We start from the raw sequence: 26,695 nt of genomic DNA, 5'->3' as shown, positions 1-26,695 counted from the left end.
GGGGTTTCGCGGGATGGTAACGGTCGCCGGCGCATCGTGCCCTGTGCCATAGGAGGGGTGCCATGGACGAGAACGGCCGATCAAGCAGTGGATCCACCATCATTCCGTGCCTGCGCTACCGCGACGCGCTGGCGGCGATCGACTGGCTGCAGCGCGCGTTCGGCTTCCAGGCGCAGGCGGTGTACGCCGATGGCGACGTGGTGTTCCACGCGCAGCTGGTGTTCGGGCACGGCATGATCATGCTGGGTTCGACCAGCAACGACAGCGCGTGGTCGAAGCTGGCGGTGATGCCTGACGAAACAGGGGGCCGCCAGACCCAGAGCGCCTGCGTGATCGTCAGCGACGCCGACGCGCACTATGCGCGGGCCAAGGCGGCCGGCGCGCGCATCGTGATCGACATTGCCGACCAGGCGTATGGCGGCCGTGGCTACGCCTGTGCCGATCCGGAAGGCTACGTGTGGTGGTTCGGCAGCTACGATCCCTGGCGCGCGGACCACCGCCAGTGACCGCGCCGGCACCCGCCCCCATCCGCTGCGGCATCGGCGGCTGGGTGTTCCCGGAATGGCGCGGCGGCATGTTCTATCCGCCCGGCCTGCCGCAGCGGGAGGAACTGGCGCACGCCAGCCGTGCCCTGCGCTGCATCGAGATCAACGGCACCTTCTATCGCACCCCGACCCCGGCCCAGTGCGCGCAGTGGGCGTCGCAGACTCCGGCCGGCTTCCGCTTCTCCCTGAAGGCACCCCGCTATCTGGTGCAGCGTCGCGACCTGTCCGGCACCGTGGAGGCCGCCGCGCCGTTCCTGCAGGCAGCGATCGCCCTGGGCGACCGCCTCGGGCCGCTGCTGTGGCAGTTCGATCCCCGCCACCCTGCCGATGCCCGGGCACTGGACGCGCTGATGGCCCAGCTGCCGAAGCAGCTCGATGGCCTGGCGCTGCAGCACGCTGTTGAAATCCGCAATCCGCAGGTGCACGGCGCGCCCCTGGTCACTGCCGCGCGCAGGCATGGGGTGGCGTTGGTCATCGAAGACAGCGACGAAGCCCCGCTGCACGGCGACGTCACCGCCAGCTTCGTCTACGCGCGCATCAAGCGCAGCCAGGCCCGTCTGCTGCAGGGGCTGCCTGCCGCCACGCAGCAGCGCTGGGCCGAACGCGCCCGGCGCTGGGCCGTCGGCGAGCCGGTCGACGACCTGCCATGCCTTGCCGAATCCGCCCCATCGACGCCACGAGAGGTGTACCTGCTCTGCATCGGTGCCGGCAAGGCACGCAATCCGGCCGCGGCGATGGCCCTGCAGCGGCGGCTGGACGACCTGCTCGGGTCTCAGGGGCGGTAAACGCGGCCAGGATCGAGCTGCCGACGCCCAGCGGTCACCGCCTTGCCGCACAATAGGCGGATGAGCACGCCCGACACCCGCAAAGCACTTTGGCAGATCCACTTCTGTGTCCTGTTGTGGGGCGTCACGGCCATCCTGGGCAAGCTGATCACCTTGCCGGCGCTGCCGCTGGTGTGGTGGCGCATGCTGCTGGTGACGGCGATGCTGGCACTGCTGCCACGGGTGTGGCGCGGCCTGCGCACGCTGCCGTTGCGAGTGGTGGCCGGATACGCCGGCATCGGTGCGCTGGTCGCCCTGCACTGGCTGACGTTCTATGGTGCGGTGAAACTGGCCAATGCCTCGGTGGCGGCGACCTGCATCGCGCTGGCACCGGTGTTTACCTCGATCATCGAGCCGTGGGTGGCCAAGCGTCCGTTCCAGCTGCGCGAACTGGCCTTCGGATTGGCAGTTCTGCCGGGCGTGGCGCTGGTGGTGGGGGGCGTGCCGGATGGCATGCGGCTGGGGGTTCTGGTTGGCGCGCTGTCTGCACTGCTGGTGGCGGTGTTCGGCTCGCTCAACAAGCGCATGGTCAGCCACGCCGATCCGTTGACGGTGACTGCCCTTGAACTGGGGGCCGGCACCTTGACCCTGACCCTGCTTGCGCCGCTGATGCCCTACCTGCTGCCGGCCCTGGCCAGCCCGCTGTGGGTGGTGCCGGACCTGCACGACGGCATCCTGCTGCTGGTACTGGCGGGCATCTGCACCCTGCTGCCGTTCGCCCTCGCCCTGGTCGCGCTGCGCCACCTCAGCGCCTACACCGTGCAGCTGGTGACCAACCTGGAACCGGTGTATGCGGTGCTGCTGGCGGTATTGCTGCTGCGCGAGCAGCACGAAGTCACTCCCTGGTTCTACCTGGGCGTGGCGATCATCGTCGGTGCGGTCTTCCTGCATCCGCTGCTGAACCGCCGCAAGCCATTGCAGCACCCGGAAATCCTCGGCACCGCGGAGGCCCGCAACATCGCCGATTGAGCGGGCACGTCACCGCCGCGGCCAGTGCCATGCCGGCGCGTCCAGCAGGCCCTGCCCGCTCAGCAGCGTGCGGCCGTGTTCCTTGTGCAGATGCACGGAATGGCAGGCGGGCGCCTGCTCCAGAGCGGCGATCAGGCGGCTGGCGTGCGACACCACCCATACCTGGCTGCGTGAACTGGCCGCCACGATCAGCCGCGCCAACGCAGGCAGCAGGTCAGGATGCAGGCTGGTTTCCGGTTCGTTGAGCACCATCAGCGGCGGCGGCCGCGGCGTATGCAGGGCAGCAGCCAGCAGCAGGAAACGCAGCGTGCCGTCGGACAGTTCGGCCATCGACAGCGGCCGCAGCAGGCCGGGCTGGTGGAACCGCAGCACCATCCGTCCATCCAGCACCTCGAATCCCACCGAAGCCCCGGGGAAGGCATCGTCCACCGTGCGAGCCAGCGCGACCGGGTCACCGTTTTCCAGGATGGTCACCCACGCTGCGGCCAGATCGCGGCCATCGTGGTGCAGCACCGGGGTACGCGTGGCCATCGCCGGCTGCCGTGCCGGGGCATCGGCATCGCTGCGGAAGTGATCGTAGAAGCGCCAGCGCCGGATGTACTCGCGCAGGGCGAAGGTCTCCGGCATGCGCTGCGGATCAGCTACCTGGGTGAACAGGCTGTCGAACAGCGACAACCGGTCGTCCAGCACATCCCAGCCACGTGCATGGCGCTGCCGCACCATCCCGCCCCGGCGATCCACCAGCTGACTGGCTGTGCGCAGGAAGGGACCGGCCCAGATTGCTTCGGCCTTGATCTGCGGGTCCAGGGCGAATGCCGACAGGCTGGGCGGCGGGTAACCGAGGTCGATGGCGTAGCCGTAGTCATCGGTGGTGAAACCCAGTCTGAGGCCTACCGGCTCCTGTCGCGGCCCTCCCTGCAGCGGAATCTCGCCTGCAGCTACCCGGCGGTCGATCCTGCCGGGCCCTGCCCACAGCGCCGAGCCCAGCCCACCCTCGCGCGCCAGCGCTGAGGCCACCCCGCCCTGGGCGGTTTCAGCCAGCAGGCGCAGCGCCCGATACAGGCTGGACTTGCCGCTGCCGTTGTCGCCGGTGATCACGTTCAGCTGCTGCAACGGCAGCACCAGCGTATGCAGCGAGCGATAATTGGCGACGGCCAGGGTCTGCAGCACGGTGGTCATCCTTGGAAACAAGGCAACCATGGTGACCCGGGGCGTTCGCACCCGCTGCGACCCGGCGCCATGCAGCCATGGGGCCGCCGGTTGCGGACGGCCGGCTCAGTCCGCGAACTCCACGCGGTTGCGTCCGTTGCCCTTGGCCCGGTACAGCGCCGCGTCGGCACGGGCCAGGGTCTGGTCGACACTGTCGCCGGCGCGATGCATGGCCACGCCGATGCTGACCGTGACCGGAAAGCCGAGCGGCAGGTTGCCCACGGCCATACGCAGGAACTCGCACTGCACGCCTGCCGCGTGGAGATCCGTGTCCGGCATCACCGCCACGAATTCCTCGCCGCCATACCGCGCCGCCGTTCCGCCGCCGGCGAAATGCCCGCGCAGCAATGCCCCCAGTTCGGCCAGCACACGGTCACCGGTCGCATGCCCGTGGAAATCATTGATGCTCTTGAAGTGGTCGATGTCCAGCAATGCCACGCAAACCTGTCGTGGCTGGCCATCGGCATCGGCGAGGGACTCTTCCAGCGCGACCGCCATCGCCCGCCGGTTCGGAAGCCCGGTCAGTGCATCGGTACGGCTCTGTTCGGCCAGATCCGCGTTCTGTGCCAGCAGCACATCGTGATACTCGGACAACAGGCGTTCGTAGTCATCGCGTTCCAGCATGTGCTTCTGGATGTCCAGTGCAAAGCGGCGCAGCTCCATCACCAGCATCACCTGCCGTGACAGCGCACTGAGTGCCTCGGCCTTGGCCCGTTCCAGATGCTGTGGGCGCGCATCGAACACGCACAGCGTCCCGAGCGGCAGTCCGTCGGAACTGATCAGCGGTGCGCCGGCGTAGAAGCGGATGTGCGGATCGCCCACCACCACCGGATTGTCGTGGAAGCGCACGTCCTGCAGTGCGTCCTCGACCACCATCACCTCCTGCGGCTGCAGGATCGCATGGCCGCACATCGATTCGCTGCGCAGGGTCTCGGTGGCATCGATGCCCTGGATCGACTTGAACCATTGCCGCTCAACGTCGATCAGCGTGACAGCCGCCATCGACGTGCCGCAGACCGCCTTGGCGATCACCACCAGATCGTCGAACGATCTCTCGCGTTCCGAATCAAGGATGCGATAGCGGTATAGCGCTTCCAGGCGAAGCGCTTCATTGGCGGGCTTGTCGGGCTTGATCATGCAGCGTCATGTTCCGGCAGGTCTCGGCGGAGTCTATCCGATGCGCGGCCGGACCGACGTCCGACCGCTGTCGTTCACCAGTCCTGCTGCTGCGGCAGCAGGCCGTGCAGTTCCTGCTCGGTCAGGTTGCGCCACTGGCCCGGCTTCAGCGCACCGATCTTGATGTTGTCGATGCGGACGCGGCGCAGCTGGGTGACGCGGTAACCAAATTCCGCCGCCATCAGGCGGATCTGCCGGTTCAGGCCCTGCTCCAGGGTGATGCGGAACCCGAATTTGGCGATGCGCGAGGTGCGGCAAGGCAGGGTCATCTGGTTGTGGATGCGCACACCCCGGGCCATGCCGCGCAGGAACTCGTCGGTGACCGGCTTGTTCACCGCCACCAGATACTCCTTCTGGTGGCCATTCTCGGCACGCAGGATCTGGTTGACGATGTCGCCATTGCTGGTCATCAGGATCAGTCCTTCCGACTCCTTGTCCAGGCGGCCGATCGGGAAGATGCGCTGCTCGTGGCCGACGAAGTCGACGATGTTGCCCTTCACCGAGCTTTCGGTGGTGCAGGTAACGCCGACCGGCTTGTTCAGCGCGATGTAGACGTGGCGGCGCGCCCCCGGCTTGCGTGCGGTACGGGCACGCAGCGGCTGGCCGTCGACCAGCACCTGGTCGCCCTCGCCGACCACGGCACCGGTGCCGGCCGGATGGCCGTTGACGGTGACCCGGCGGGCGGCGATCAGGCGGTCGGCCTCGCGACGGGAGCAGAAGCCGGTATCGGCGATATGTTTGTTGAGTCGGGTGGTCATCGCCCTATTATCCGGCATCGCCGCCCTGTCAGGTTCATGCTGGTGCGGGTGGATCCAGTTCTTCGCCGTCGAACACCCGGTTACGGCCCGCGCGCTTGGCCACGTACATGGCATGGTCGGCCCGGCGCAGCAGCGCGGCCAGGTCGTCCTCGCCCGGCCGCCACTGGGCCAGGCCGATGCTGGCGGTCACCTCCAGCCCCGGCACCTGCAGGGCCTGGCAGGCCTCGGTGATGCGCTGGCGCAGGCGATCCAGCCGCGCCGCCGCCGCCTCGCGCGGCATCCCCGGCATCAGCAGCAGGAACTCCTCGCCGCCCATCCGCACCACCTGGTCCTGGCTGCGCACGGCGGCCCGCAGCGCACGGGCCACGGCGACCAGTACCTGGTCACCCACCTCATGCCCGTGGCGGTCGTTGATGTCCTTGAACAGATCAATGTCGAGGAAGCCGATCACCATCGGGCCACGCTCACGATCGACCCGTTCCAGATGATGGCCGAGCTCGCGCAGGCCGGCGCGGCGGTTGGGCAGCCCGGTCAGGCCGTCGGTCTCGGCCAGCTGGCGCATCTCGTCACGCTGCTGGCGCAGGCGTCCCAGCCGCAGGTTCAGGGCGTAGGCCGCCATCATCAGCAGCCAGGTGATCGCCAGCTGCAGCGCCTCCACCCGGTACTCCAGCAGCCACTCCGCAGCGCAGGCGTCGGCTCCGATCAGCACCAGCATCGGCGCCAGCGCCGCCAATCCAGCCAGTGCCCAGCGGTCGCCACGCCACCGCGCCCCTATCCCCATCAGCAGGGAGACGCCGCAGCCGGCCAGGTAGGTCACCTGCAGCCCCTGCGCGACCCATCCGAGCTGATCCCAGCGCAGCCACGGCACCAGCGCGGCTACGCCCAGCAGGGCGCACAGGACCATCTGCTGGAGCAGGCGTGACTTCGGCCACAACCGGTCGCCACCGTTCAGCCACCACAGGGCAGGCAGCACCAGTGCCTGGCTCGCTGCCGTCAGCGCCAGCAGCCACCAGGCGCCACGCGTGCCGACCGGCAGCCACGGCTCCGGATAGCCGCTGAGGCCTCCGAGGATGGCCTGCCACAGCACCAGCACGCCGGTACCCGCGATGTACACCAGGAAGCTGCGATCACGGGTGGTCAGATAGGCCATCAGCGCCGACAGCGCCAAGGCCAGCGCCACCGCGATGCAGGCCGCGCGGACCAGCAGCCGCGCAGTGTCATTCTGCTGCACCGGGCTGGGTGCGCCGAGCCGCAGCGTCGGTACCCAACGATCCTTCAGCGGCGTCTGCCACGAGACCAGGAATGGCTCGTGACTGCCGGCCGGCGGCACCGCAACCAGGCCCACGCCGGCACGGAAACGCGAGTCGCGGGTACGCGCATCATGCATGTCGCCGCAGATCTCCCGGTCGCCGTGCCGTACCTGGACCTCGCCCGCGAACACATTGAACACATCCAGCGCCTGGGGTTCGCCCGACCAGCCCGCCGGCGGCGCCGGCACCCGCACCTGCTGGCGTGGCCCGGCCAGCATCTGCGCAGTACAGGCGCGATGGGGCGTAGGCTCGGCGGTGGCAACGCCCACCAGCAGGTAGTCGGGACCGTGCATCGCCGCACCGGCCTGCGCAGGCCACGGCATTGCCAACCACACCAGCAGCACGACCAGCACCACCCCAGTTCCGTACTGCCACTGCCTGACGACCACGCCACATCCTGTTCTGCTTACGCCCGCGCCCACTGCGCGTCGCCCCTGGCGTGCATTATCGCAGCCGTCCGTGGCATGCAGGTGTAGACAATCGTCGCGGACCAGCGTTCAGCCTGCGGCCGGCGGGCCCTTCACCGCCTTCAGCCTGACCGGCCGCAGGTCGGTCAGGGTCATCCGCTCCAGCGGCTGCGGCCGCTCGATCGCATAGCCCTGCAGCCCCTGCACGCCCAGCCGGGTCAGCGCCCCCGCCACCTCGCTGCTCTCCACCCACTCGGCCACGACCTCCATCTGCAGTTCGCGGCCCAGTTCGGTGATCGCGCGTACGGTCGCGTGACTGACCGGATCGACATCCATGTCGCGCACGAATGCACCGTCGATCTTCAGCATGTCGGCCGGCAGCTGGCGCAGGTAACCGAACGAGGACAGACCCGATCCGAAATCGTCCAGCGCCAGCCGGCAGCCACGCGCCTTCACCGCATCGATGAACGCCCGCGCCTGGCTCAGATTGCTGATCGCGGCCGTCTCGGTGATCTCGAAGCAGAGCTTGGACGCCAGTACGCGGTTGCGCTCCAGCAGGTCGCAGACGAAAGCCAGGAAGCTGGGTTCGGCGATCGACTGTGCGGACACGTTGACGTTGCACAGGCCGAGCTGGCGCACATGCGCCGGGCACACCTGCAGGTGCCGGAACAGCAGGCCGAGCACATGCCGGTCCAGTGTCACCGCCATGCCGTAGCGCTCCACCGCCGGCATGAACTGGCCGGGCAGATGCAGCGTACCGTCGCTGTCGCGCATGCGCACCAGCACCTCGTAGTGCAGATAGCCCGGGTCACCCACCCGGGCGATGCGCTGCGCGTACAGCAGCATGCGGTTCTCGGCCATCGCCCGGCTCACGCCCTGCAGGCGCTCGGCCTCCAGGCGCCGTTCGTCCAGCGCCATGCGGTCCTCGTTGAAACAGTGCACGCGGTTGCGACCGGCCTGCTTGGCTGCGTAACAGGCACTGTCGGCTGCGCTCATCAGCCAGTTGACATCAGGGGCCTCCTGGCTGACCTCGACCACGCCGATGCTGCAGCTCAGCTGCAGGCTGCCTTCGCTGATCGGGAATGTGGCCTGGCCAAGATTGCGGATCACCCGCTGCAGCACGCGCTTGGCCTCATCCTGGCCCGCATGGGCCAGGAACACCGCGAATTCGTCGGCACCCAACCGGCCAACCCAGTCGCCCTCGCGCACGGCGGCGACCAGATAGTCGGCAAAACCGCGCAGCATCTGGTCGCCGGCGGCATGGCCGAAGCTGTCATTGACCAGTTTGAAATGGTCCAGATTGATGTAGCACAACGCATGCGTGCCCCCCTCGCTGCGCACCTGCAGCAGTGCACGCTCGAGCAGGCGCTCGATCTCGCGCCGGTTGATAAGGCCCGTCAGCGGATCGTGGCTGGCGTGGTGTTCGATCTCGCGGGCCAGCGCATGGTTCTGGCTGACATCCTCGACAATCGCGAACACCGACAGCCCGCCACCGGTGTTGCGCACGCCGGTACCGCTCCAGCGCCCCCATACCAGGCTGCCGTCGCGACGGCGGAAGCGCAGCTCGCTCGGCCGCAGCTGCCGCTCCCAGTCGATCCGGCCAACACCGTCGATGACCAGCTCTCCTTCCATCAGCAGGTCACGCAGCGACATCTGCAACAGTGCGTCACGGCGATGGTCGAGGATGTCCGCCATCGCCTGGTTGGCTTCCAGCACCCGGCCGCCGGCATCAAGCTTCAGCATGCCGACATTGGCCTGGTAGAAGGCTGCGCGGAAGCGGCTTTCATGCTCCGTCAGATCCTTGCCGACCCGTCGCGCCAGGGCGACGGCCATCAGGCTGATCGCCAGCACCGACAGGCCGCCGACAACCAGGGTCGCCATCCTTACAGCGGCAGCCATCCGCAGCAGCGCCTGCGAAAACGCCTGCGCCTGCACCTGCAGCCGCCGGTCGAGATCACGGAGCTGCTGCAGGTACCGGTCGCGCGCGGCGACCGGCAGTGGACCGTCGGCATGACGATGCTGCAGTTCATCGACCAGCCGGTGCACGGCCATCAGGTCGTCGTCGGTCGCCCGCCAGAGGGCGGTCGCTTCACGGAAGGCGCCGAGGTCACGGGCGTGACGGAATGAAAAGATCAGCCGCGGCACATCGGCACGCGCGTTGCCGCCCTGCAGGAAGCCCTGTCGGGCACGCTCGATATCCGGTCTCGGCTGCTCCAGCGCCAGGCGTCCCTGCAGGTCCCCCATCGGCACGCGCAGGGCCTGGCGGGCGTCTTCCAGATCGCGGGCATCCCCCCGCGCCAGGTAGCGGCTGAGAGCGGCCGTGGCGTCCTGCTGGCCACGCGACCAGTAGCCCTGGCCGGCGATCCACGCCGTCGAAGCCGCCTGCAGTTCCTGGATCAGCGCCGACAATGCGACCAGCCCGATCGCCATGCCCGTCAACAGCGCAAACCTCAGCCCCAGCCCACGGGACATGGGTACCCGGCGGCTGTGAATGTCCGTGCCACTCCTACCCATCCCGGATCCCCCCGAATGTGCTGCGGTGACAACCTCCCTTCGAACCGGCCCAGCCTATGACCCTGAATGTGTGGGCGGTGCGAAACCGGGGTCCACAAACGAGCAACGCCAGCCCGAGGGCTGGCGTTGTCGATCACGGCAGGTCTGGCTCAGTAGCTGCGCGGGCCGCGCGGCTTGAAGCCATCACGACGCGGCGGACGGCCGTCACGGTCGCCGCCCGGGCCACCTGGGCCGCCACGACGCGGGCCACCCGGGCCACCCGGACCCCGCTTGTCGAAGCGCGGCTTGAACGGACGCGGTGCCGGATTGATCTCTTCACCGGCAGCCAGCGGACGCATCTGCAGCTGCTGGCCGGACACCCACACCTTCTGCAGGTGGGTCAGCACGTCCTGCGGCATCTGCGCCGGCAGGTCCAGCAGCGAGAAGTCGTCGTGGATGTCGATGCGGCCGATGTAACGGCTTTCCAGGCCAGCTTCGTTGGCGATGGCGCCGACGATGTTCGCCGGCTTCACGCCATGCTGGTGACCGACCGAGATGCGGTAGGTCTCCATGCCCTGCTCCGGCGCACCGCGCGGCGGAACTTCACGGCGCGGACGCTGCTCGAAACCCCCTTCGGCGTCGTCACGGCGGGGACCACGCTCGAAGCGCGGGCCACGTTCGTTGCGGTCGAAGCGATCGCCACGCTCCGGACGGTCGCCCCGGTCGAAGCGCTCGCGCGGCGCACGCTCTTCCCGCGGGGCACGCACCGGCGGCTGCAGCAGGAACGGGGTGTCGCCCTGCAGCATCTTCGCCAGCGCGGCAGCAATTTCGATGGGCGGCACGTTCTGCTCGTTCTCGAAGCGCTCCAGAAGCTGGCGGTAGAAGTCCAGGCCGCCGGCGCCGAGCGTTTCGCTGATGCGCGAGGTGAATTTGTTGATGCGGGTATCGTTGACCGCTTCCACGCTCGGCAGCTGCATCTCTTCGATCGGCTGGCGGGTGGCGCGCTCGATCTGGCGCAGCATGCCCTTCTCGCGCGGGGTCGCGAACAGGATCGCCTCGCCGCTGCGGCCGGCACGACCGGTACGGCCGATGCGGTGCACGTAGCTTTCGGTGTCGTACGGAATGTCGTAGTTCAGCACGTGGCTGATGCGCTCGACGTCCAGGCCGCGGGCGGCAACGTCGGTGGCCACCAGGATGTCCAGCTTGCCTTCCTTCAGCATGGCGATGGTGCGCTCACGCTGGGCCTGCTGCATGTCGCCATTGATCGCGGCAGCGGCCAGGCCCCGGGCCTGCAGCTTGCTGGCCAGTTCTTCGGTACCGGCCTTGGTACGCGCGAAGATGATCATCGCGTCGAACGGCTCGACTTCCAGGATGCGGGTCAGCGCGTCCAGCTTGTGCATGCCGCTCACCCACCAGTAGCGCTGGCGGATGTTGGCCGAGGTGGTGGTCTTGGCCGCGATGGTGACCTCGACCGGGTCCTGCAGGTAGGTCTGCGCGATGCGGCGGATCTGCGGCGGCATGGTGGCCGAGAACAGGGCCACCTGGCGCTGCTCCGGCAGCTTCTTCAGCACGGCTTCGACGTCGTCGATGAAGCCCATGCGCAGCATTTCATCGGCTTCGTCCAGCACCAGGGTCTTCAGCTCGGACAGGTCCAGGGTGCTGCGGTCCAGATGGTCGATCACGCGGCCGGGGGTACCGACCACGATGTGCACGCCGCGGCGCAGGGCCGACAGCTGCTGGCCATACGGCTGGCCGCCGTACACCGGCAGCACGCGGAAGCCCGGGATCTTCGACGAATAGGACTGGAACGCTTCGGCGACCTGGATGGCCAGTTCGCGGGTCGGCGCAAGGACCAGTGCCTGGGGCTTGATCTGCTGCAGGTCGATGTTGGACAGTACGGGCAGTGCGAAAGCGGCGGTCTTGCCGGTACCGGTCTGCGCCTGGCCCAGCACGTCGCGGCCTTCCAGCATCGCCGGGATGGTGGCGGCCTGGATCGGCGACGGGGTTTCGTAGCCGATGGCGGTGACCGCCTGCATCACGGGCTCGGACAGGCCGAGCTGCGCGAACTGCAGCGGCGCTTGGGAATCTTGGGACATGGGGAACTCCGAAGGCACTGCCGTCTTCCTGGCAGTGCGATAAAAAAGGTGATGGTCCGCGCTTTGGGCGCCCTTCTTATCGCGTGCCCTGGCGCTGCTCGGTCGGAGGAGATTTCACTCGCTCAGAGCGGAATGATACCGCATTGATCCTGAACGAGGCGTACAGTTTTCCCTTCGCGTGCCGTCAGGCCCCGTGCTGGCGCACAATACGCGCCCTCTTCCCGGCCCGGCCGCTGGCCTGCGCCCCTTCCCAGGAACCCCCGCTCCATGCAGATTCTCGAATTCGACCTCGACGGTGACTACGTCGAACTCAAGCAGTTGCTCAAGCTGGCCGACCTGGTCACCAGTGGCGGCGAGGCCAAGATGGTCATCAGCGAGGGCCAGGTACGGGTCGACGGCGAAGTTGAACTGCGCAAGGCCTGCAAGATCCGCGCAGGCCAGGTGGTCGAATTCGCCGACAGCCAGATCCGGGTGCTGGCGGCCGGCTGATCTGATCCTGTTCAGGCCACGCGCTGGGTCAGGTGCGAGGCGATCAGCTGCCTGAACGGTGCCACGCCCTGGGCGACACGCAGGCCCGCTGCCCGCAGCAGCCGCGCCGGGCGCCGATCATCGGTGTACAGGCTGGCGATCGCATTGGTCGCCTCGTACAGCGGTCGCGCCGCCATCCGATGGCCACGCTGGTAGCCGGCCAGCATGCCGGCCGCGGCGATGTCCGCACCGCGGCGCTGCTGGCCGGCGATGCCCCGCGCCAGGCGCTGGGCACTGGCCAGGCCCAGGTTGAAGCCATGGGCGGTGACCGGGTGCATGCCCACCGCAGCGTCGCCGATCAGCGCCGAGCGCTCGCCTGCGAAATGGTGTGCATAGACACCCACCAACGGATAGGCCTGCGGCGTGGCGACCGGCTGCATGCCCCCCAGCCGATGCTCGAAGAAGCCGCTGACGGCCTCACCGAAGGCTACCTCATCCTTCGCCAGCAGATCCTCGATCCGCCGCGGGGGCAGCGTGATCACCGCAGATGCCTGGCCTTCGTTGAGCGGCAGCAGCGCCATCGTACGACCGTAGCCGAACCACTCCCACGCGGTGTGGTGATGGTCGCGTTCGACGCGCATGCGGCACACCAGCATCGACTTGCCGAAGTCGCGCATCTGCGCACCGATGCCGAGCATGCGCCGGGTTGCGGAGAAACGGCTGTCCGCGGCCACCAGCAACCGCGCGTGCAGCCTGCTGCCATCATCCAGCGTGACCACATGGCCCTGCGCATCGGCCTGCACGCCCTGCACCTTGCGCCCGTCGAACAGCTCCAGGCCGTCCTGGCGCTGCACCGCGTCCCACGCCGCACGGCGGATCAGATGATTGGGCACCAGCCAACCCAGCGGCTGACCATCGACCTGGCTGCTGGCGAAGGTCAGTGCGAACGGCGAGCCGCCGTTCATCACCTTGGCATCGCGCAGTTCGGAAATCTCGGCCTCCGGCAGCCGTGCCCACAGCCCCAGCTGCTCCAGGCTCTGCCGCGACGCGTGGGTCAGCGCGATCTCGCGGCCGTCGAACGCCGCTTCGGCGAGCGCCTGGCGTGGCTGCGCTTCGATCAGCCCGATCTGCAGCCCGCTGCCGGCCAGCGCACGTGCGAAGCACAGTCCTGCCGGCCCCGCGCCAACCACCACCACGTCCATCCTGCGCATGCGCGCCTCCCACCATCGATCCAGTCGCAGCCAGCATAGCGCCGCGCAGCTGACCGGCCTTGATCTGGATCAGGCCCGGCTCACAGCAGTGCGAACACCAGCGCCAGGATCGACAGCAGCGACACCAGCCACACCAGGCTGCGCACGTAGGGCACACCCGCGGCGTACAGCGGCAGGTAGACCACCCGTGCCCAGAAGTACGCCTGCGCGGCCAGTACCGTGGTGTCGCTGCTGCGACCGGCCACCACCACCGCGATCGCGGCGGCGGCGAAGAACGGGAACGTCTCAAGGAAGTTGGACTGGGCCCGTTGCAGCCGCCCTGCCAGCGGGCTGAGTGGCCGGCCCTGTTCGTCGCGTGCCGACGCGTTCCACTTCATGCCCCGCTCGCGGGTCACCACCGTGGAGGTGGCGAAGATGTAGACAAACCCCAGCAGCGTCGACCACGCCAGCAGTGTCAGTTCGGCCGCCATGCTGTTCTCCTTCAGGGCCCGGGTGCGCGCAGGCTGTAACCGGCCAGGCGCCAGACCTGGTCCTCATCGAAGCGGAACGAGACCAGTTCGCGCACGGGCTGCGCACTGTTGGCGAAGCGGGTCGGGAAGCTGACATTGATGTACAGGCCTTCGGGTACGGCGGCGCCGGCCGCGTACTTCACCCGGGTAATGGACGGTTGGCCGCGACCACTCAAGGCACCCAGGCGGGTGCGGTCGGCGGTCAGCTGGCTGATGAAGGCCGGCTTGGTCACCGCGCGCCGCGCTACGGCTGATGCGCCATCCCACAACTCGCCCGCGCGGTTGGCGTCGACCATCTGCGCGGCCCTCAGTGCGGCTGCCCCCATCTCCGCGTCCTGCTTCTGCACCTGCGCCTGCTGTGCCGGGCTGAGGGCCGGTGCGGGCGGCCGTGCCGCTGTCGCCGGTGGCGCGGCGGCCGGCGCACTCGGCGCCGGGCGCGCCGGCGCCGGAGCCGGCGTGGCGGGCGCGGGCACCTGGGCGAATGCAGCAAGCGGCAACAGGGACAGCAGCAGGAGCGCGCGCTTCATGGACACCACCGGTTCATCGGAAGGAACCGCAGTCTACGCCAGCCGGGTGAGGCGTTTGTCAGCGCAGCGGCACGCTGCCCTGGGTTGCTTCGGCATCGGCCTGTGAGGCCTGGGTCTCCGTCTCCACTGCCGGCTGTTCCGCCACCGGAACCTGCGGCGGAGGAGACGGTGGCAGCGTGGCCACGTCGATCTCCGACAGCGGGCTCTCCTCGGGGCAGACCGGATCGGGGAAACCGAACCGCTGCTTGAGCGACTGGCCGCAGCTGTTGATCGATTCCATGTCTGCACCGTCGCGCTTGCACTGCTGGTCGAAGGCGATCAGGAACGCGTCCTTGCGCTGCACGAAATCGTCGCCACACGCGCGCATCTGCTTGATCCGTTCCAGGTCGTCCTGCACCGCATTGGTGCCATCCAGGCCGAACTGCCGCAGTTCCTCGGGGGTCAGCAGGCGCAGGCTGCGGTTGGGCACGGTCATCATCAGATCAGCAACGCCCACCGCCACACCGTTGCGCTGCAGATAATCCTTCACGTTGTCGTAGACCTCGTGCAGCTCGCGGTTGAGCTCGGCGCGCGAGGTCGCCTTGGAGCTGATGCGCATCATGCGGTGGATGCCGACCTTGCCGGTCAGCAGGCGGTTGTCGCCGGCCGCGAGCACGAACACGCAGGCGCTGTGGCAGATCGATCCTTCGCGCACCCAGATGGTCCAGCCCGATTCGCCGATGCTGTCGCCGGCAATGATCGCCGACTCGACCTGGCCACCACTGGAGTCGAGATCGAGGATGCGCTTGTGGATCTCCAGCGCGTCGGCCACCACGGCCAGGCGCCACATCATTTCGGCGAACCCGGGATTGATCTTGCCGTTGTAGCGCACCCGCAGCAGGCCACGCTCGGCGCACGGCTGCAGCGCCTGGCTGATCTGCTCGCGCTGCAGTCCTTCCAGCTCCACGCCGTCGCCGCCTTCGGCCGCGTAATCGGTGCTGCAGCTGACCCAGGCCCGGCCGTTCTCCAGCTGCGCCTGCGGCCACGGCCGATCAGCGCGGCTACGCGGCGGGGACGGCGGTGGTGGGGCGTCGGCGGCATTGATCGACACCATGTTGTCGCCATCACTGGCCGGTGCCCGTGCCGCCTTGTCAGCCGCAGTCACGTTGCCCGGATTCTCCAACTGGCTGCAGCCCGCAAAGGCCAGGCACAAAAGGGGCAACCAGCGGATCAAGGCGGACATCGGGCAACCGGATTTCGCAGGAACAAGGATCACAGTCTACCTGCACGGCGCGCGCATTCAGCACGTGGCACTGAACCGGTTCTGACCCCGGATCGCGACCCGCTGCATCCATGTCCGAATCCGGCGAGTATCTGCCGCATGGGCAGCCTAGACTGGGCGCATGAACACCGCTCTCGTCCTCGACACCGCTGCCTGCGACCGTGCCCGCCTCGCCCGTGACGCGCGCTTCGATGGCGTGTTCTTCACCGCCGTGCGCAGCACCGGCATCTACTGCCGGCCGGTCTGCCCGGCGCCGCCGCCGAAGCCGCGCAACATCACCTATTTCCCGAGTGCGGCCGCAGCCTCTGCCGCCGGTTACCGGCCCTGCCTGCGCTGCCGTCCCGAACTGGCGCCGCAGGCACAGCAGGCGCTGGCCGGCCAAGCCGTACAGCGGTCGCTGGCGTTGATCCACGGCGGCTTCCTGCAGGAGCAGCCGGTTGCCGGACTGGCTGCGAAGATCGGCCTCAGCGCACGCCAGCTGCAGCGCCTGTTCGTGGAGCACCTGGGCGCCACGCCCGGCCAGATCCACGCCACCCACCGCCTGCTGCTGGCCAAGCAGCTGCTGACCGAAACCACCCTACCGGTCACCGACGTTGCGCTCGCGGCGGGCTACAACAGCCTGCGCCGCTTCAACACCGCCTTCCTGCAGGGCTGCGGGATGGCGCCGACCACGCTGCGCCGCCAACACGTCCCGCTGGCCGCCGATGACGGTGGCCTGGTGCTGCGCTTGGGCTACCGGCCTCCGCTGGATTTTCCGCGCATGCTGGCGTTCCTGCGCAAGCGCAGCCTGCCGGGCATCGAACTGATCGGCGACGACAGCTACCAGCGCGTGCTCGGCATGCCTGAACGACCCACCCTGCTGCGGGTGACGGCTGATCCGAAGCGGCCGGAACTGCGCCTGCAGTTGGGTGCGGTCGATCCGCGGCTGATACCGGACATCGTGCGACGCGTGCGGCGGGTATTCGATCTCGATGCCGACCTGCAGCAGGTGCATGCCGCGCTCGGTGAAGAGCCGCTGCTGGCGCGCGGCATCGCCGAACGCCCTGGCCTGCGCGTGCCGGGCGGCTGGGATGGCTTCGAGGTGGCGGTGCGTGCCGTGCTCGGCCAGCAGGTCAGCGTTGCGGCGGCGACCACCTTCGCGCGCCGGCTGGTCGACGCGCATGGCGCCCACCTGCCGGGTATGCCGACGGAGTTCGACCGCCAGTTCCCCTCTCCCTCGGTATTGGCGGACGCCCCTCTGGAATCGATCGGTCTGCCACGCAGCCGCGCCGCCACCGTGCGCGCACTGGCCGCAGCCTGCGTCAGTGGCCAGCTCGACTTCGGGCCCGGCCAGGCACTGGAGGAATTCGTCGCCCGCTGCGTGGCCCTGCCCGGCATCGGCCCGTGGACGGCGCAGTACATCGCCCTGCGCGGCCTGGGCCAGCCCGACGCGTTTCCTGCAGGTGACCTGGTGCTGCAGCAGGTGCTCGGCCATGCCCAGGGGCAGCGCCTGAGCGAACGCGCCACCGAAGCGCGATCCCAGCCCTGGCGCCCCTGGCGCTCGTATGCGGTGCTGCATCTGTGGCATCTGTCCGGCACGTTCGTTGGAGAACCGACATGACGTTGTTGTTCGACCGTTTTGACAGCCCGATCGGCGAGCTCACCATCGCCGGCGACGAACGTGGCCTGGCCCACGTGCTGTTTCCTGAAAACCGCCACCCCGCGCGCGGACGCAGCGACTGGCACAATGCGCCCGGCGCGTTTCCCGAGGCCCGCGAACAGCTGCTGCAGTACCTGCATGGCGAACGCAGCACATTCGATCTGCTGCTGGCACCGCGCGGCACCCCGTTCCAGCTGCGCGTGTGGCAGGCTCTGGCGTTGATACCGTTCGGCCAGACCTGGAGCTACCTGCAGCTGGCGCAGCACCTGGGCCAGCCCAGCGCGACGCGCGCGGTCGGCGCCGCCAACGGCCGCAATCCCCTGCCGATCATCCTGCCCTGCCATCGCGTGATCGGCAGCAACGGCGCGCTGACCGGTTTCGGCGGCGGGCTGGAGACCAAGGCAGCACTGCTGCGGCTTGAGCAACTCCAGGTACCGCTGTTCGCCTGATGGGAGATCGGGGTCAGATCCCTTTCCCCTGGGAAAGGGATCTGACCGCGGACGGTCCTGGCGCGCCGTGTCTTGGGCGCGTCATTACCTCGCACTATGATGGGCGGATGACTTCCGTACGCCTGACCTGCGCGCTGGCGCTGCTGCTGCCGTTGGCCGCCTGCACCACCGCACCCGCCCCGACCGCCACCGTCTCCACGCCTGCGGCAACGGCCGCACCGCCGAAGCTGCTGCTGATCTCCATCGATGGCCTGCGTGCCGACGCGCTGGACCGCGGGCTGACTCCGAACCTGCAGCGGATGATCGACAGCGGCGTGCGCGCACGCTGGATGACGCCCTCCTATCCCTCGCTGACCTTCCCCAACCACTACACCATCGTGACCGGTCTGCGCCCTGACCATCACGGCATCATCCACAATGCGATGGACGACGCATCGCTGGGCAGTTTCGCGCTGAGCAACCGCGAGGCGGTCACCCGCAGCGACTGGTGGGGCGGCGAGCCGATCTGGGTCAGCGCGGAGAAAGCCGGCGTGCGTTCCGCGACCTGGTCCTGGCCGGGCAGCGAAGCGGAGATCAAGGGCGTGCGCCCCAGCCAGTGGCTGGCGTATAACGACAAGGAACCGTTCGAGCAACGTGTGCAGACCGTACTGGGCTGGCTGGCACGCAGCGATGCCGAGGCGCCGCGCCTGGCCACGCTGTACATGGAACACGTCGACAAGGCCGGGCATCACCATGGGCCGCAGTCGCAGCAGTACACGGCAGCCATCGTGCGGGCCGACCAGGTTGTCGGCCAGGTGCTCGACGGACTGCAGCAGCGTGGCCTGACAGCCACCACCAATGTGATCGTGGTTTCCGATCACGGCATGGCCGCGGTGGGCGAAGGCCAGGTGATCGCCACCGAGTCGATGGTGGACCCGGCCATCGCACGCAACGTCAGCCAGGGCCAGTCCGTCGGCTTCGCGCCGGTCGCGGGGCGTGATGCCGAGGCCGAACGTGCCCTGCTCGGCCGCCATGCCCACTACGAATGCTGGAAGAAGGAGAACCTGCCTGCGCGCTGGCATTACGGCACGCATCCACGCATACCCGCCATCGTCTGCCAGATGGATGAAGGCTGGGACGCGCTGACCCGGGACTGGATCGCCAGGCGCGATCGTCGCGACGGCGGCTCGCACGGCTACGATCCGGCGCTGCCGTCGATGCGTGCGGTGTTCGTGGCGAGCGGCCCGTCGTTCCGCCAGGGGCTGCTGATCGACGGCTTCGACAACGTCGATGTCTATCCGCTGCTGGCGCACCTGCTGCAGGTTCCAGCCGCGCCGAACGACGGCAATGCCGAGACACTGAAGCAGACGCTGCGTTGATCGGGCGTCTCCGCCGGACATGGCCCGGCGCTACCGTGCCAATGTGGGTAGCGCCGGGCCATGCCCGGCGAACGCGGCGGCCGCAACGACACGCATAAAAAAACGCGGCGCCAGGCGCCGCGTTCTTCGTTGACCCATCGGCCGGCCGATCAGGCCTTGGCGACGGCCTTCTTCGCCACGGCCTTCTTCGCCGGAGCCTTGGCCACGGTCTTCTTGGCGACCGGGGCAGCGGCGCCTACGGCGACCTTGCTCGCGGTGTGCGAACGGGCGTTGCCGTAGCTGGCGTTGTAGCGCTTGCCCTTGGCGGTCTTGCGGTCACCCTTACCCATGTCTTCAACTCCTCAAATGTGAAATCTGGTTACCCCGTGCTGACACGGGTTCGGCGGGGCCGCCTTGCTGGACGCCCCCGCGCACGATCGGAAAGCCTATCACGGAGCGCCTAGTGCGCGCAGCTGGCGTCGTGTACGTGGCTGTGGTTGAGCCGCAGATTGACCAGATGGGCAACGCCGACCAGCAGACCGCCAATGGTCATCACCACCGCGTGCGGCACGGCATTGTGATGCAGCGGGTCGTACAGAACCCCGGCCCACAGCGCGACCAGCCCGGGAATCAGGAACGCCAGCGCGCGCAGGGCGCCATGCCGGCGGTAGCCCCAGACAAGGCTGAACAGACCCAGCAGGGTCACGAACACGACCAGCGCCTGTTCAACGCCATCGCTGAGCCAGAACGACAGGCCCAGCGAAGGCGCTGCGGCCAGCAGCACCGGAATCACCGCACAGTGCACTGCGCACAGCATCGATCCGGTGGCACCGAAACGGTCGAGCAGATGCCGCAGGTGGGAGGAGAGGGACATGACTTCCAGCAGGGTCGGCGAATCGTTATGGAATAATATAACATCCCTTCCTGGTCCGCACGATCTCCTCTCCCCCTGTCCCGCGACGGGATACGTGCGCTTCACAATTGATACACAGTAACAAGGACTTCTCGATGCCCGCCCCTTCCCTGCGGTTCAAGCCGCACACCCTCGCCCTGGCGCTCGCCGCGCTGCTGCCGTCCGCCGCATTCGCCGCAGGCGACGACGATGCGCACCGTGACCGCCACCTGACCGAGCTGTCATCGGTGCAGGTCACCGCCTCGCCGCTGCAGGGCGACGCCGAGTCGCTGGCACGCCCGGTCGAAGTGCTCGCCGGCGAGCGCCTGGACGAACAGAAGGCAGGCACCCTCGGCGATACGGTGGCCAAGCTGCCGGGCGTGCAGAGCACCTTCTTCGGCCCCGGTGTCGGTCGTCCAATCATCCGCGGCCAGGAAGGCCCGCGGGTGGCCGTGCTGTCCAACGGCATGGGCAACATGGATGCCTCCACCGTCAGCGCCGACCATGCCACCAGCATCGAACCGTTCCTGGCTGATCAGATCGAAGTGCTGAAGGGCCCGGCGACACTGCTGTTCGGCAGCGGTGCGATCGGCGGCGCGGTCAACGTCGTCGATGGCCGCATCGCCCGCGAGCTGCCCGACCGTCCGCTCAGCGGCCGCGCTGAACTGCGCGGCAACTCCGTCAATGATGAACGCAGCGGCATGTTCCGCCTCGACGGCGTCAGCGGCAACGTCGTGCTGCATGTCGACGGCCTGGTGCGCAACGGCGACGACTACCGCATTCCCGGCTACGCGGTGATCGACAGCCTGGAAGACCACCACGAAGACCATGACCACGACCACGCGGGCGAGGAAGGCGACGAGCCGCGCCGTGGCCGCCTGGACAACAGCTCCATCCGCACCCGGGCCGGTGGCGTGGGTGCCACCTGGCTGGGCGAGGGCGGCTACTTCGGCGTGTCGGCCAGCACCTATCGCACCAACTATGGCATCCCCAATGGGGCCCACGTCCACGCGGACGGCGACGATCATGACCACGATCATGATCATGATCACGGCGAGGAGGAAGGCGGCGACGAGCATGACGTACGCATCGACATGGTGCAGAACCGCTTCGAGACCAAGGCCGGCATCTACAACCCGGTCTCGTTCCTGAAGAACATCAATGCCCGCGTGGCCTACACCGACTACGAGCATGTCGAGCTGGAGGCCGGCACACCCTCCACACGCTTCACCAACCGCGGCATCGAAACCCGCCTGGAAGCCGTACAGCAGCAGGTCGGTGGCTGGGACGGCGCCTTCGGCGTGCAGTTCGGCAACAGCGATTTCGGCGCCAAGGGCGAAGAAGCATTCGTGCCGGACACCGGAACGAAAAACATCGGCCTGTTCGTGCTGCAGGAGAAGCAGTTCGGCCCGTTCAAGCTCGAACTCGGCGGCCGCCACGACCAGGTCAAGCTGGACCCGACCGGCGATTACCGCCGCCGGCAGTTCGATGCCACCAATCTGTCCGCGGCCGGCATCTGGAAGCTCAACGACGCGGTCGACCTGCGCATCGGCGTGGACAGCTCCGAACGTGCCCCCACCAATGAAGAGCTGTATGCCGCTGGCGCGCACATTGCCACCCGCTCGCTGGAAATCGGCGACGCCAACCTGAAGACCGAGCGCGGCCAGCGTGTCGAGCTGGGCATCCACACCCACAGCGATCGCCTGGACTTCTCCGCCTCGATCTACCAGACGAAGTTCAAGGACTTCATCTACCTGGCCGACACCGGCGTCACCGAAGGCCTGCCGGTGCGTGCATGGACGCAGCAGGATGCGGTGTTCAAGGGTGCCGAGGCGGAAGCCCTGGTGCATCTGTTCGAAGGCGTCGCAGGCGACTGGGATCTGCGCCTGTTCGGCGATTACGTGCAGGCCAAGCTGGACGGCAACGGCAGCCGCAACCTCGACATCGCGGTGCCGCACGGTGACCACAACCACAACTACACCGTGGAGCTGGCCAACACCGGCTACCTGCCGCGCATCGCGCCGGCCCGCGTCGGTGCCGACCTGCGCTGGGCGAAGGACGGCTGGCGCGCGTCGGTGGGCGCCGTGCGTTACAGCCGGCAGAAGGACGTGGCGCAGAACGAAGAGCCGAGCGACGGCTACACCCTGGTCGATGCGCACCTGGCCTACCGCTGGGATCGCAACGACAGCAACAGCTATGAGGTGTTCCTGGATGGCAGCAACCTGACCAACCGTGAAGTGCGCCCGCACACCTCGCTGCTGCGCGACTACTCGCCGCTGCCGGGCCGCGGTGTCGCATTCGGCATCCGTGCGTACTTCTGATCGGCCTACGCCATCGGAACATTACCTGAGGGGGCCGAAAGGCCCCCTTTTTTTTGTCGTATATGGCATGAACTGGAGAAAGCGGCGCACTACCGACGCGTCACCATCTGCTGCACGACTAGACTCAGCCCGGTGTCAATCCAATAGACAAACTGAGCGGAAACATTTGCATGGCCCTGAGTCTCGATGCCGAACTGGAAGAACGCTTCCTTGCAATTGCCAAGCGCGGCAGAACCGCTTGGATGGCCGGCGATATTGCGGAGGCAGAGCATTGCTTCCTTGAAAGCTGGGACATGATTCCGGAGCCGAAATCTGCTTATGACTACGGCCAGATTACATCGTATGGAATAGCTGTCTTCTATCGCGATACCGCTCAGTTTGAGAAGGCCAGAGCGTGGGCGATGGTCGCCAGAGACATCTATGGAGAGGGCGAAGCTGCGAACGTGTCCATGGACGAACTCGCCGCCACCATCCAGTTCGAGTCCGGAGACCTGGATGGGGCCTACACACTATTTGGACCGCACTACCGGAAGTACGGCCGTCGTGTCTTTGGGGGCCACAAGAAGGGGTTCATTGATTTCATCAAGAGCAGGAAGAAAACTGGAAAGGTGGATCAGTGAGCCGCTAGCCAGCTCCCATCCGCTCCAGATACTCATCCACGCATGGCGTGGATCTACTGCCCCCTCCGCGAGCCATGGGTTCCTGCATATCGCTGCGATGCCATCACGCATCCGTCACAAAGATGTGCGTAGGACAACAACCGGACAATCCCGTCACTCAATGTCTCGCACATCGGACACTTCTGTCCGAAAATGAACCCATGACCGCTCAACGCGCTGATGCCGCTGCCCGCCGTGCCCTCATTCTCGACGCCGCCGACCATGTGTTCGGGCAACACGGCGTCACCGCTCCGCTGGACCTGGTGGTCGAACGCGCCCAGGTGGGCCGGGCCACGCTGTACCGCAATTTTCCCGACCGCACCGCGCTGATCCAGGCCCTGCTGCAGCGTGCAGTCGACCGTATCCGCCGCCAGGTGGAGCAGCTGGGCGACCGTGACGACGCCCTGTTCGAGGTGTTCGAGGGGATGGCCCAGCGCATCATCGATTCACCTGCGCTGGCCGATTACTGGCGCGCCGTTGATTCGGACGTGCCCTCCATGCGCGCCGCGCGCGAGACCGTACGCGACCTGCTGGAAGCACCGATCCAGCGGGCCATCGCCGCAGGCCTGTGCCGTCCCGACCTGGAAAAAACGGATATTTCACTGATCTCCGGCATGCTGGGAGCCGCCCTTCGCGGCAAGACCCGTGACGAGCGCGCCCGTCTGGCCGGGCGTGCCCTGCAACTGCTGCGCGGAGGACTCCAGGGAGCAGCCAGCGGAGCGCGCTGATGGTGCAGCCGTATCTGAAGCCGGTGCCGGACTGGGAGGAGCATGAGAAGCCGACCATGCCCGGATCGGCTTCGATGCCGTGGCACCCACCCTACCGGCGTGCTGCCTATGCCCTGGTGTCGCTGCTGGTGGCCATCACCGGTGGCCTCGGCAATGCGCTGGTCACCGCCAACCTGCCCTTCCTGCAGGGGCAACTGCAGCTCACCCCGACCCAGGGCAGCTGGCTGGTGGCCGCTTACGCGATGGTCAACGTCACCGCCAACCTGCTGGCCTTCAAGTTCCGCCAGCAGTACGGCATCCGCCTGTTCGCCGAGATCGGCCTGGGGCTGTATGCCGCGCTGGCCGTGCTGCACCTGTTCGTGGGCAGCTTCGAAACCACGATGCTGACGCGCGCGGCCAGCGGTTTCGCCGGTGCGGCGTGTTCGACGCTGGGTACGCTGTACATGCTGCAGGCGTTGCCGCGGCGCTTCACCGGCAACCTGCTGGTGATCGGCGTCGGTCTGTCGCAGCTGGCAGTTCCGCTGGCCTGGATCGTGTCGCCCGGCCTGGTCGATACCGGGCAATGGCACCAGCTGTATTCCTTCGAAGCAGGGCTGGCGCTGTGTGCGTTCGCGGCGGTGGTGGTGCTGAAGCTGCCGCCAGGCGTGCAGATCAAGGCCTTCGAGCCCATGGATTTCCTCACCTTCAGCCTGCTTGCCCCGGCGGTTGCGCTGCTGGTGGTGGTGCTGGCCCAGGGCTACACGCGCTGGTGGCTGGACACACCGTGGCTGGGCTGGGCGCTGGTCGCCTCGATCGCATTGTCGACCACCGCCTTCATCATCGAGCACTACCGGCGCAATCCACTGCTGCAGACGCGCTGGCTGGCCAGCCTGCCGGTACTGCACTTCATCGTGGGTGCGTTCCTCATCCGCTTCCTGACCACCGAGCAGTCCTACGGCGTGGTCAGCCTGATGCGCACGCTGGGCATGGGCCCGGACCAGCTGCGCCCCTTGTTCGTGGTGATTCTGGCAGGGGTTGTCACCGGCATCATCGGTACCGCCGTGACCTTCGGCCCGAAGCGGCTGATCCCGCAGCTGCTGATGGCGATCCTGCTGCTGGGTTCGGCGGCGTTCTTCGACCAGAACCGCACCAGCATGGACCGTCCCCACGATTTCTACCTCAGCCAGTTCCTGGCCTCGGTCGGTGCCGGGATGTTCATGGGCCCGCTGATCATGCTGGGCATCTCCGCCGCCCTGAAACAGGGTGTGGACCACATGATCACCTTCCTGGTAACGCTGTCGATCACCCAGACGCTGGGCGGGCTGGCCGGCTCGGCGCTGCTGGGAACCTTCCAGCTGCATCGCGAACAGCTGTATTCCAGCGCGCTGACCAGCCAGCTTGATCCCGCCGACCCGGTGGTGGCGCAGCGCCTGCGCATCCAGCAGCAGCTGTACGCCGCGCAGATCACCGATCCGGTGCTGCGCAGCGCGCAGGGCACCGCGCAGCTGGCACAGACGACGCGCCGCGAGGCCAATGTCCGTGGGTTCAATGATGTGTTCACCCTGAGCGGCTGGCTGGCGATCGGCTTCCTGTGCTGGTTGCTGCTGCTGTCGCTGCGTACCGCCGTGCTCAAGCAGTGGCGCAAGCGCCATCCGCCCTCCTCCGCTGCGGCCTCCCCCGCAGCGCCCCGCTGAGTCCTTCGCCATGCCTCCCGTCCCGCCCCGTCCCGACGATGCCGACAACGTGACCCCACCGCCGCCAACCGATGCGGCACCTGCGCCCACGCCGGCTGAGCCGGCGGTCGCGCCGAAGTACCTCAGACCCAGTGCGCGCAGCGTGGCAGTGATGGTGGTGGTGGCCCTGCTGGGCATCGCACTGATCCTGCGCGCGTGGCACCTGTGGCCGTTTGCCAGCAGCGTGATGGTCACCGACAACGCCTACGTGCGCGGGCAGATCACGGTGATGGCACCCCAGGTCAATGGCTATGTGACCGAGGTGCTGGTGAAGGACTTCCAGCACGTGAAGAAGGGCGAACCCCTGCTGCGCATCGATGACCGCATCTATGCGCAGCGCGTGGCGCAGGCACAGGCCACGCTGGACAGCGCGCGCGCGGCGTTGGCCAACTCCGATCAGTCGCAGGCGCAGAACCGCGCGCAGATCGCTGCGGCCCAGGCCACCCTGTCCGCCGGCAAGGCCGAGCTTGAGCGCTCCCGCAACGAGCTGAAGCGATACGAACAGCTCGCCGCACAACGCCTGGTATCGATCAATGACCGCGACCGCTTCCGCACGACCCAGGCGTCGGCGCAGGCCAGCGTGCAGCAGTCACAGGCACAGATCCGCATCGCCGAGGAAACGCTGATCTCCACCCAGGTGGCACGCAAGAGCCTGGAGGCACAGGTGGAAAGCGCACAGGCGCAACTGGAACTGGCACGCATCGACCTGGCCAATACCGTGATCCATGCGCCGCGCGACGGGCAGATCAGCGAGGCCAGCGTGCGGACCGGCCAGTACGTGGCCGCCGGCTCGCAGCTGCTGTTCCTGGTGCCCGACGCGCTGTGGGTGGTCGCCAACTACAAGGAGGGCCAGACCTGGCAGATGCGCATCGGCCAACCTGCGACGTTCGCCGTGGACGCGTTCCAGGGCCAGGTGCTGCGCGGCCATGTGGAGCAGATCGCCCCCGCCACCGGCTCGGAATTCAGCGTCCTGCGCCCGGACAATGCCAGCGGCAACTTCACCAAGGTGGTGCAGCGGCTGCCGATCCGGATCTCGATCGATCCGGGGCAGGAGCTGGCCGCGCGACTGCGTCCCGGCATGTCGGTGATCGCACGGGTGGATACGGCGGCCGAGCCTGCGCCGGCCCGGTAGGGTCGAGCTCGTGAAACGGGGGTCAGATCCCTTTTGCCTTGGCAACATGAAACTGGGGTCAGA

General features: G+C 67.8%; 24 protein-coding genes. 12 read left to right on the top strand and 12 right to left on the bottom strand.

Going from position 1 to position 26,695, the window contains the following annotated elements:
• Nucleotides 1–62 precede the first annotated feature (62 nt).
• From N7367_RS04370 to N7367_RS04360, 3 genes are all read left to right on the top strand, one after another.
• Nucleotides 63–506: a VOC family protein gene (locus N7367_RS04370; RefSeq protein ID WP_128990037.1), complete on the top strand. Its 444-nt coding sequence runs from the start codon at nt 63–65 to the stop codon at nt 504–506.
• 68 nt (nt 507–574) lie between these two features.
• Nucleotides 575–1,330, top strand: coding sequence for a DUF72 domain-containing protein (locus N7367_RS04365; RefSeq protein ID WP_231107708.1), 756 nt, complete (start codon nt 575–577; stop codon nt 1,328–1,330).
• A 60-nt stretch (nt 1,331–1,390) separates the two neighbouring features.
• Nucleotides 1,391–2,338, top strand: coding sequence for a DMT family transporter (locus N7367_RS04360; RefSeq protein ID WP_065174680.1), 948 nt, complete (start codon nt 1,391–1,393; stop codon nt 2,336–2,338).
• A gap of 9 nt (nt 2,339–2,347) precedes the next feature.
• Here N7367_RS04360 and N7367_RS04355 read toward each other — a convergent pair whose 3' ends face one another.
• The 6 genes from N7367_RS04355 to N7367_RS04330 all read right to left on the bottom strand — a co-directional run bounded on the left by N7367_RS04355 (nt 2,348) and on the right by N7367_RS04330 (nt 11,787).
• A complete protein-coding gene (locus N7367_RS04355) occupies nt 2,348–3,508 on the bottom strand; it encodes an AAA family ATPase (protein ID WP_065174679.1) in 1,161 nt (386 codons plus the stop codon).
• Nucleotides 3,509–3,613: 105 nt separating this feature from the next.
• Nucleotides 3,614–4,684 carry a sensor domain-containing diguanylate cyclase gene (locus N7367_RS04350; RefSeq protein ID WP_279941812.1) on the bottom strand — a complete coding sequence of 357 codons (1,071 nt, stop codon included), beginning with the start codon at nt 4,682–4,684 and terminating at the stop codon, nt 3,614–3,616.
• A gap of 74 nt (nt 4,685–4,758) precedes the next feature.
• Entirely contained in the window at nt 4,759–5,481 is a 723-nt protein-coding gene (locus N7367_RS04345) for a pseudouridine synthase (RefSeq protein ID WP_053518769.1), read from the bottom strand.
• A 34-nt stretch (nt 5,482–5,515) separates the two neighbouring features.
• Nucleotides 5,516–7,180, bottom strand: a complete 1,665-nt coding sequence (locus tag N7367_RS04340; protein WP_154582365.1) for a GGDEF domain-containing protein — start codon at nt 7,178–7,180, stop codon at nt 5,516–5,518.
• Nucleotides 7,181–7,288: 108 nt separating this feature from the next.
• Complete coding sequence (locus N7367_RS04335) at nt 7,289–9,712, bottom strand: EAL domain-containing protein (protein ID WP_279941811.1); 2,424 nt, start codon at nt 9,710–9,712, stop codon at nt 7,289–7,291.
• A gap of 149 nt (nt 9,713–9,861) precedes the next feature.
• Nucleotides 9,862–11,787 carry a DEAD/DEAH box helicase gene (locus N7367_RS04330; protein ID WP_279941810.1) on the bottom strand — a complete coding sequence of 642 codons (1,926 nt, stop codon included), beginning with the start codon at nt 11,785–11,787 and terminating at the stop codon, nt 9,862–9,864.
• 267 nt (nt 11,788–12,054) lie between these two features.
• On the opposite strand from N7367_RS04330, the gene N7367_RS04325 reads away from it, so the two are divergent.
• Complete coding sequence (locus N7367_RS04325) at nt 12,055–12,276, top strand: RNA-binding S4 domain-containing protein (RefSeq protein WP_014036469.1); 222 nt, start codon at nt 12,055–12,057, stop codon at nt 12,274–12,276.
• 11 nt (nt 12,277–12,287) lie between these two features.
• Here the strand turns inward: N7367_RS04325 and ubiM are convergent, their stop codons facing one another.
• The 4 genes from ubiM to N7367_RS04305 all read right to left on the bottom strand — a co-directional run bounded on the left by ubiM (nt 12,288) and on the right by N7367_RS04305 (nt 15,724).
• A complete protein-coding gene (gene ubiM / locus N7367_RS04320) occupies nt 12,288–13,466 on the bottom strand; it encodes a 5-demethoxyubiquinol-8 5-hydroxylase UbiM (RefSeq protein ID WP_279941809.1) in 1,179 nt (392 codons plus the stop codon).
• An 80-nt stretch (nt 13,467–13,546) separates the two neighbouring features.
• A complete protein-coding gene (locus N7367_RS04315) occupies nt 13,547–13,936 on the bottom strand; it encodes an MAPEG family protein (protein WP_065181158.1) in 390 nt (129 codons plus the stop codon).
• Between the two features lie 11 nt (nt 13,937–13,947).
• Nucleotides 13,948–14,502: a DUF4019 domain-containing protein gene (locus N7367_RS04310; RefSeq protein ID WP_053518760.1), complete on the bottom strand. Its 555-nt coding sequence runs from the start codon at nt 14,500–14,502 to the stop codon at nt 13,948–13,950.
• Between the two features lie 58 nt (nt 14,503–14,560).
• Nucleotides 14,561–15,724 carry a hypothetical protein gene (locus tag N7367_RS04305; protein WP_111185819.1) on the bottom strand — a complete coding sequence of 388 codons (1,164 nt, stop codon included), beginning with the start codon at nt 15,722–15,724 and terminating at the stop codon, nt 14,561–14,563.
• Between the two features lie 160 nt (nt 15,725–15,884).
• Here N7367_RS04305 and N7367_RS04300 point away from each other — a divergent pair, with 160 nt between their 5' ends.
• The 3 genes from N7367_RS04300 (at nt 15,885) to N7367_RS04290 (ending at nt 19,209) form a co-directional block, all read left to right on the top strand.
• Nucleotides 15,885–17,363, top strand: a complete 1,479-nt coding sequence (locus N7367_RS04300) for a DNA-3-methyladenine glycosylase 2 (RefSeq protein ID WP_279941808.1) — start codon at nt 15,885–15,887, stop codon at nt 17,361–17,363.
• Nucleotides 17,360–17,851: a methylated-DNA--[protein]-cysteine S-methyltransferase gene (locus tag N7367_RS04295; protein WP_279941807.1), complete on the top strand. Its 492-nt coding sequence runs from the start codon at nt 17,360–17,362 to the stop codon at nt 17,849–17,851. The genes N7367_RS04300 and N7367_RS04295 overlap by 4 nt, the downstream gene beginning before the upstream one ends.
• Before the next feature lie 107 nt (nt 17,852–17,958).
• The gene (locus N7367_RS04290) at nt 17,959–19,209 is read left to right on the top strand and encodes an ectonucleotide pyrophosphatase/phosphodiesterase (RefSeq protein ID WP_279941806.1); all 1,251 of its coding nucleotides are present in this window, start codon (nt 17,959–17,961) and stop codon (nt 19,207–19,209) included.
• Nucleotides 19,210–19,358: 149 nt separating this feature from the next.
• Here N7367_RS04290 and N7367_RS04285 read toward each other — a convergent pair whose 3' ends face one another.
• Together N7367_RS04285 and N7367_RS04280 are read right to left on the bottom strand one after the other, a co-directional pair.
• Nucleotides 19,359–19,538 carry a 30S ribosomal protein THX gene (locus N7367_RS04285; RefSeq protein ID WP_004150462.1) on the bottom strand — a complete coding sequence of 60 codons (180 nt, stop codon included), beginning with the start codon at nt 19,536–19,538 and terminating at the stop codon, nt 19,359–19,361.
• A 110-nt stretch (nt 19,539–19,648) separates the two neighbouring features.
• Nucleotides 19,649–20,062, bottom strand: coding sequence for a MerC domain-containing protein (locus N7367_RS04280; RefSeq protein WP_053518754.1), 414 nt, complete (start codon nt 20,060–20,062; stop codon nt 19,649–19,651).
• Nucleotides 20,063–20,196: 134 nt separating this feature from the next.
• Between N7367_RS04280 and N7367_RS04275 the strand changes: the two genes are divergently transcribed.
• The 5 genes from N7367_RS04275 to N7367_RS04255 all read left to right on the top strand — a co-directional run bounded on the left by N7367_RS04275 (nt 20,197) and on the right by N7367_RS04255 (nt 26,632).
• Nucleotides 20,197–22,401: a TonB-dependent receptor gene (locus tag N7367_RS04275; RefSeq protein ID WP_279941805.1), complete on the top strand. Its 2,205-nt coding sequence runs from the start codon at nt 20,197–20,199 to the stop codon at nt 22,399–22,401.
• Nucleotides 22,402–22,571: 170 nt separating this feature from the next.
• Nucleotides 22,572–23,021: a hypothetical protein gene (locus N7367_RS04270; protein WP_111185829.1), complete on the top strand. Its 450-nt coding sequence runs from the start codon at nt 22,572–22,574 to the stop codon at nt 23,019–23,021.
• Between the two features lie 200 nt (nt 23,022–23,221).
• Nucleotides 23,222–23,788 (top strand): TetR/AcrR family transcriptional regulator, encoded by a 567-nt coding sequence (locus N7367_RS04265; protein WP_053518751.1) that lies wholly within the window; start codon nt 23,222–23,224, stop codon nt 23,786–23,788.
• Nucleotides 23,788–25,461, top strand: a complete 1,674-nt coding sequence (locus N7367_RS04260) for an MFS transporter (RefSeq protein ID WP_065174667.1) — start codon at nt 23,788–23,790, stop codon at nt 25,459–25,461. The genes N7367_RS04265 and N7367_RS04260 overlap by 1 nt, the downstream gene beginning before the upstream one ends.
• A gap of 10 nt (nt 25,462–25,471) precedes the next feature.
• A complete protein-coding gene (locus N7367_RS04255) occupies nt 25,472–26,632 on the top strand; it encodes an HlyD family secretion protein (RefSeq protein WP_279941804.1) in 1,161 nt (386 codons plus the stop codon).
• Nucleotides 26,633–26,695 lie beyond the last annotated feature (63 nt).

The sequence above is a fragment of the Stenotrophomonas sp. GD04145 genome (genome assembly GCF_029835135.1).
Taxonomy (GTDB): domain Bacteria; phylum Pseudomonadota; class Gammaproteobacteria; order Xanthomonadales; family Xanthomonadaceae; genus Stenotrophomonas; species Stenotrophomonas maltophilia_P.
Note: the sequence above shows the minus strand (reverse complement) of the source record. Positions and strands in the feature narration are given on the sequence as shown.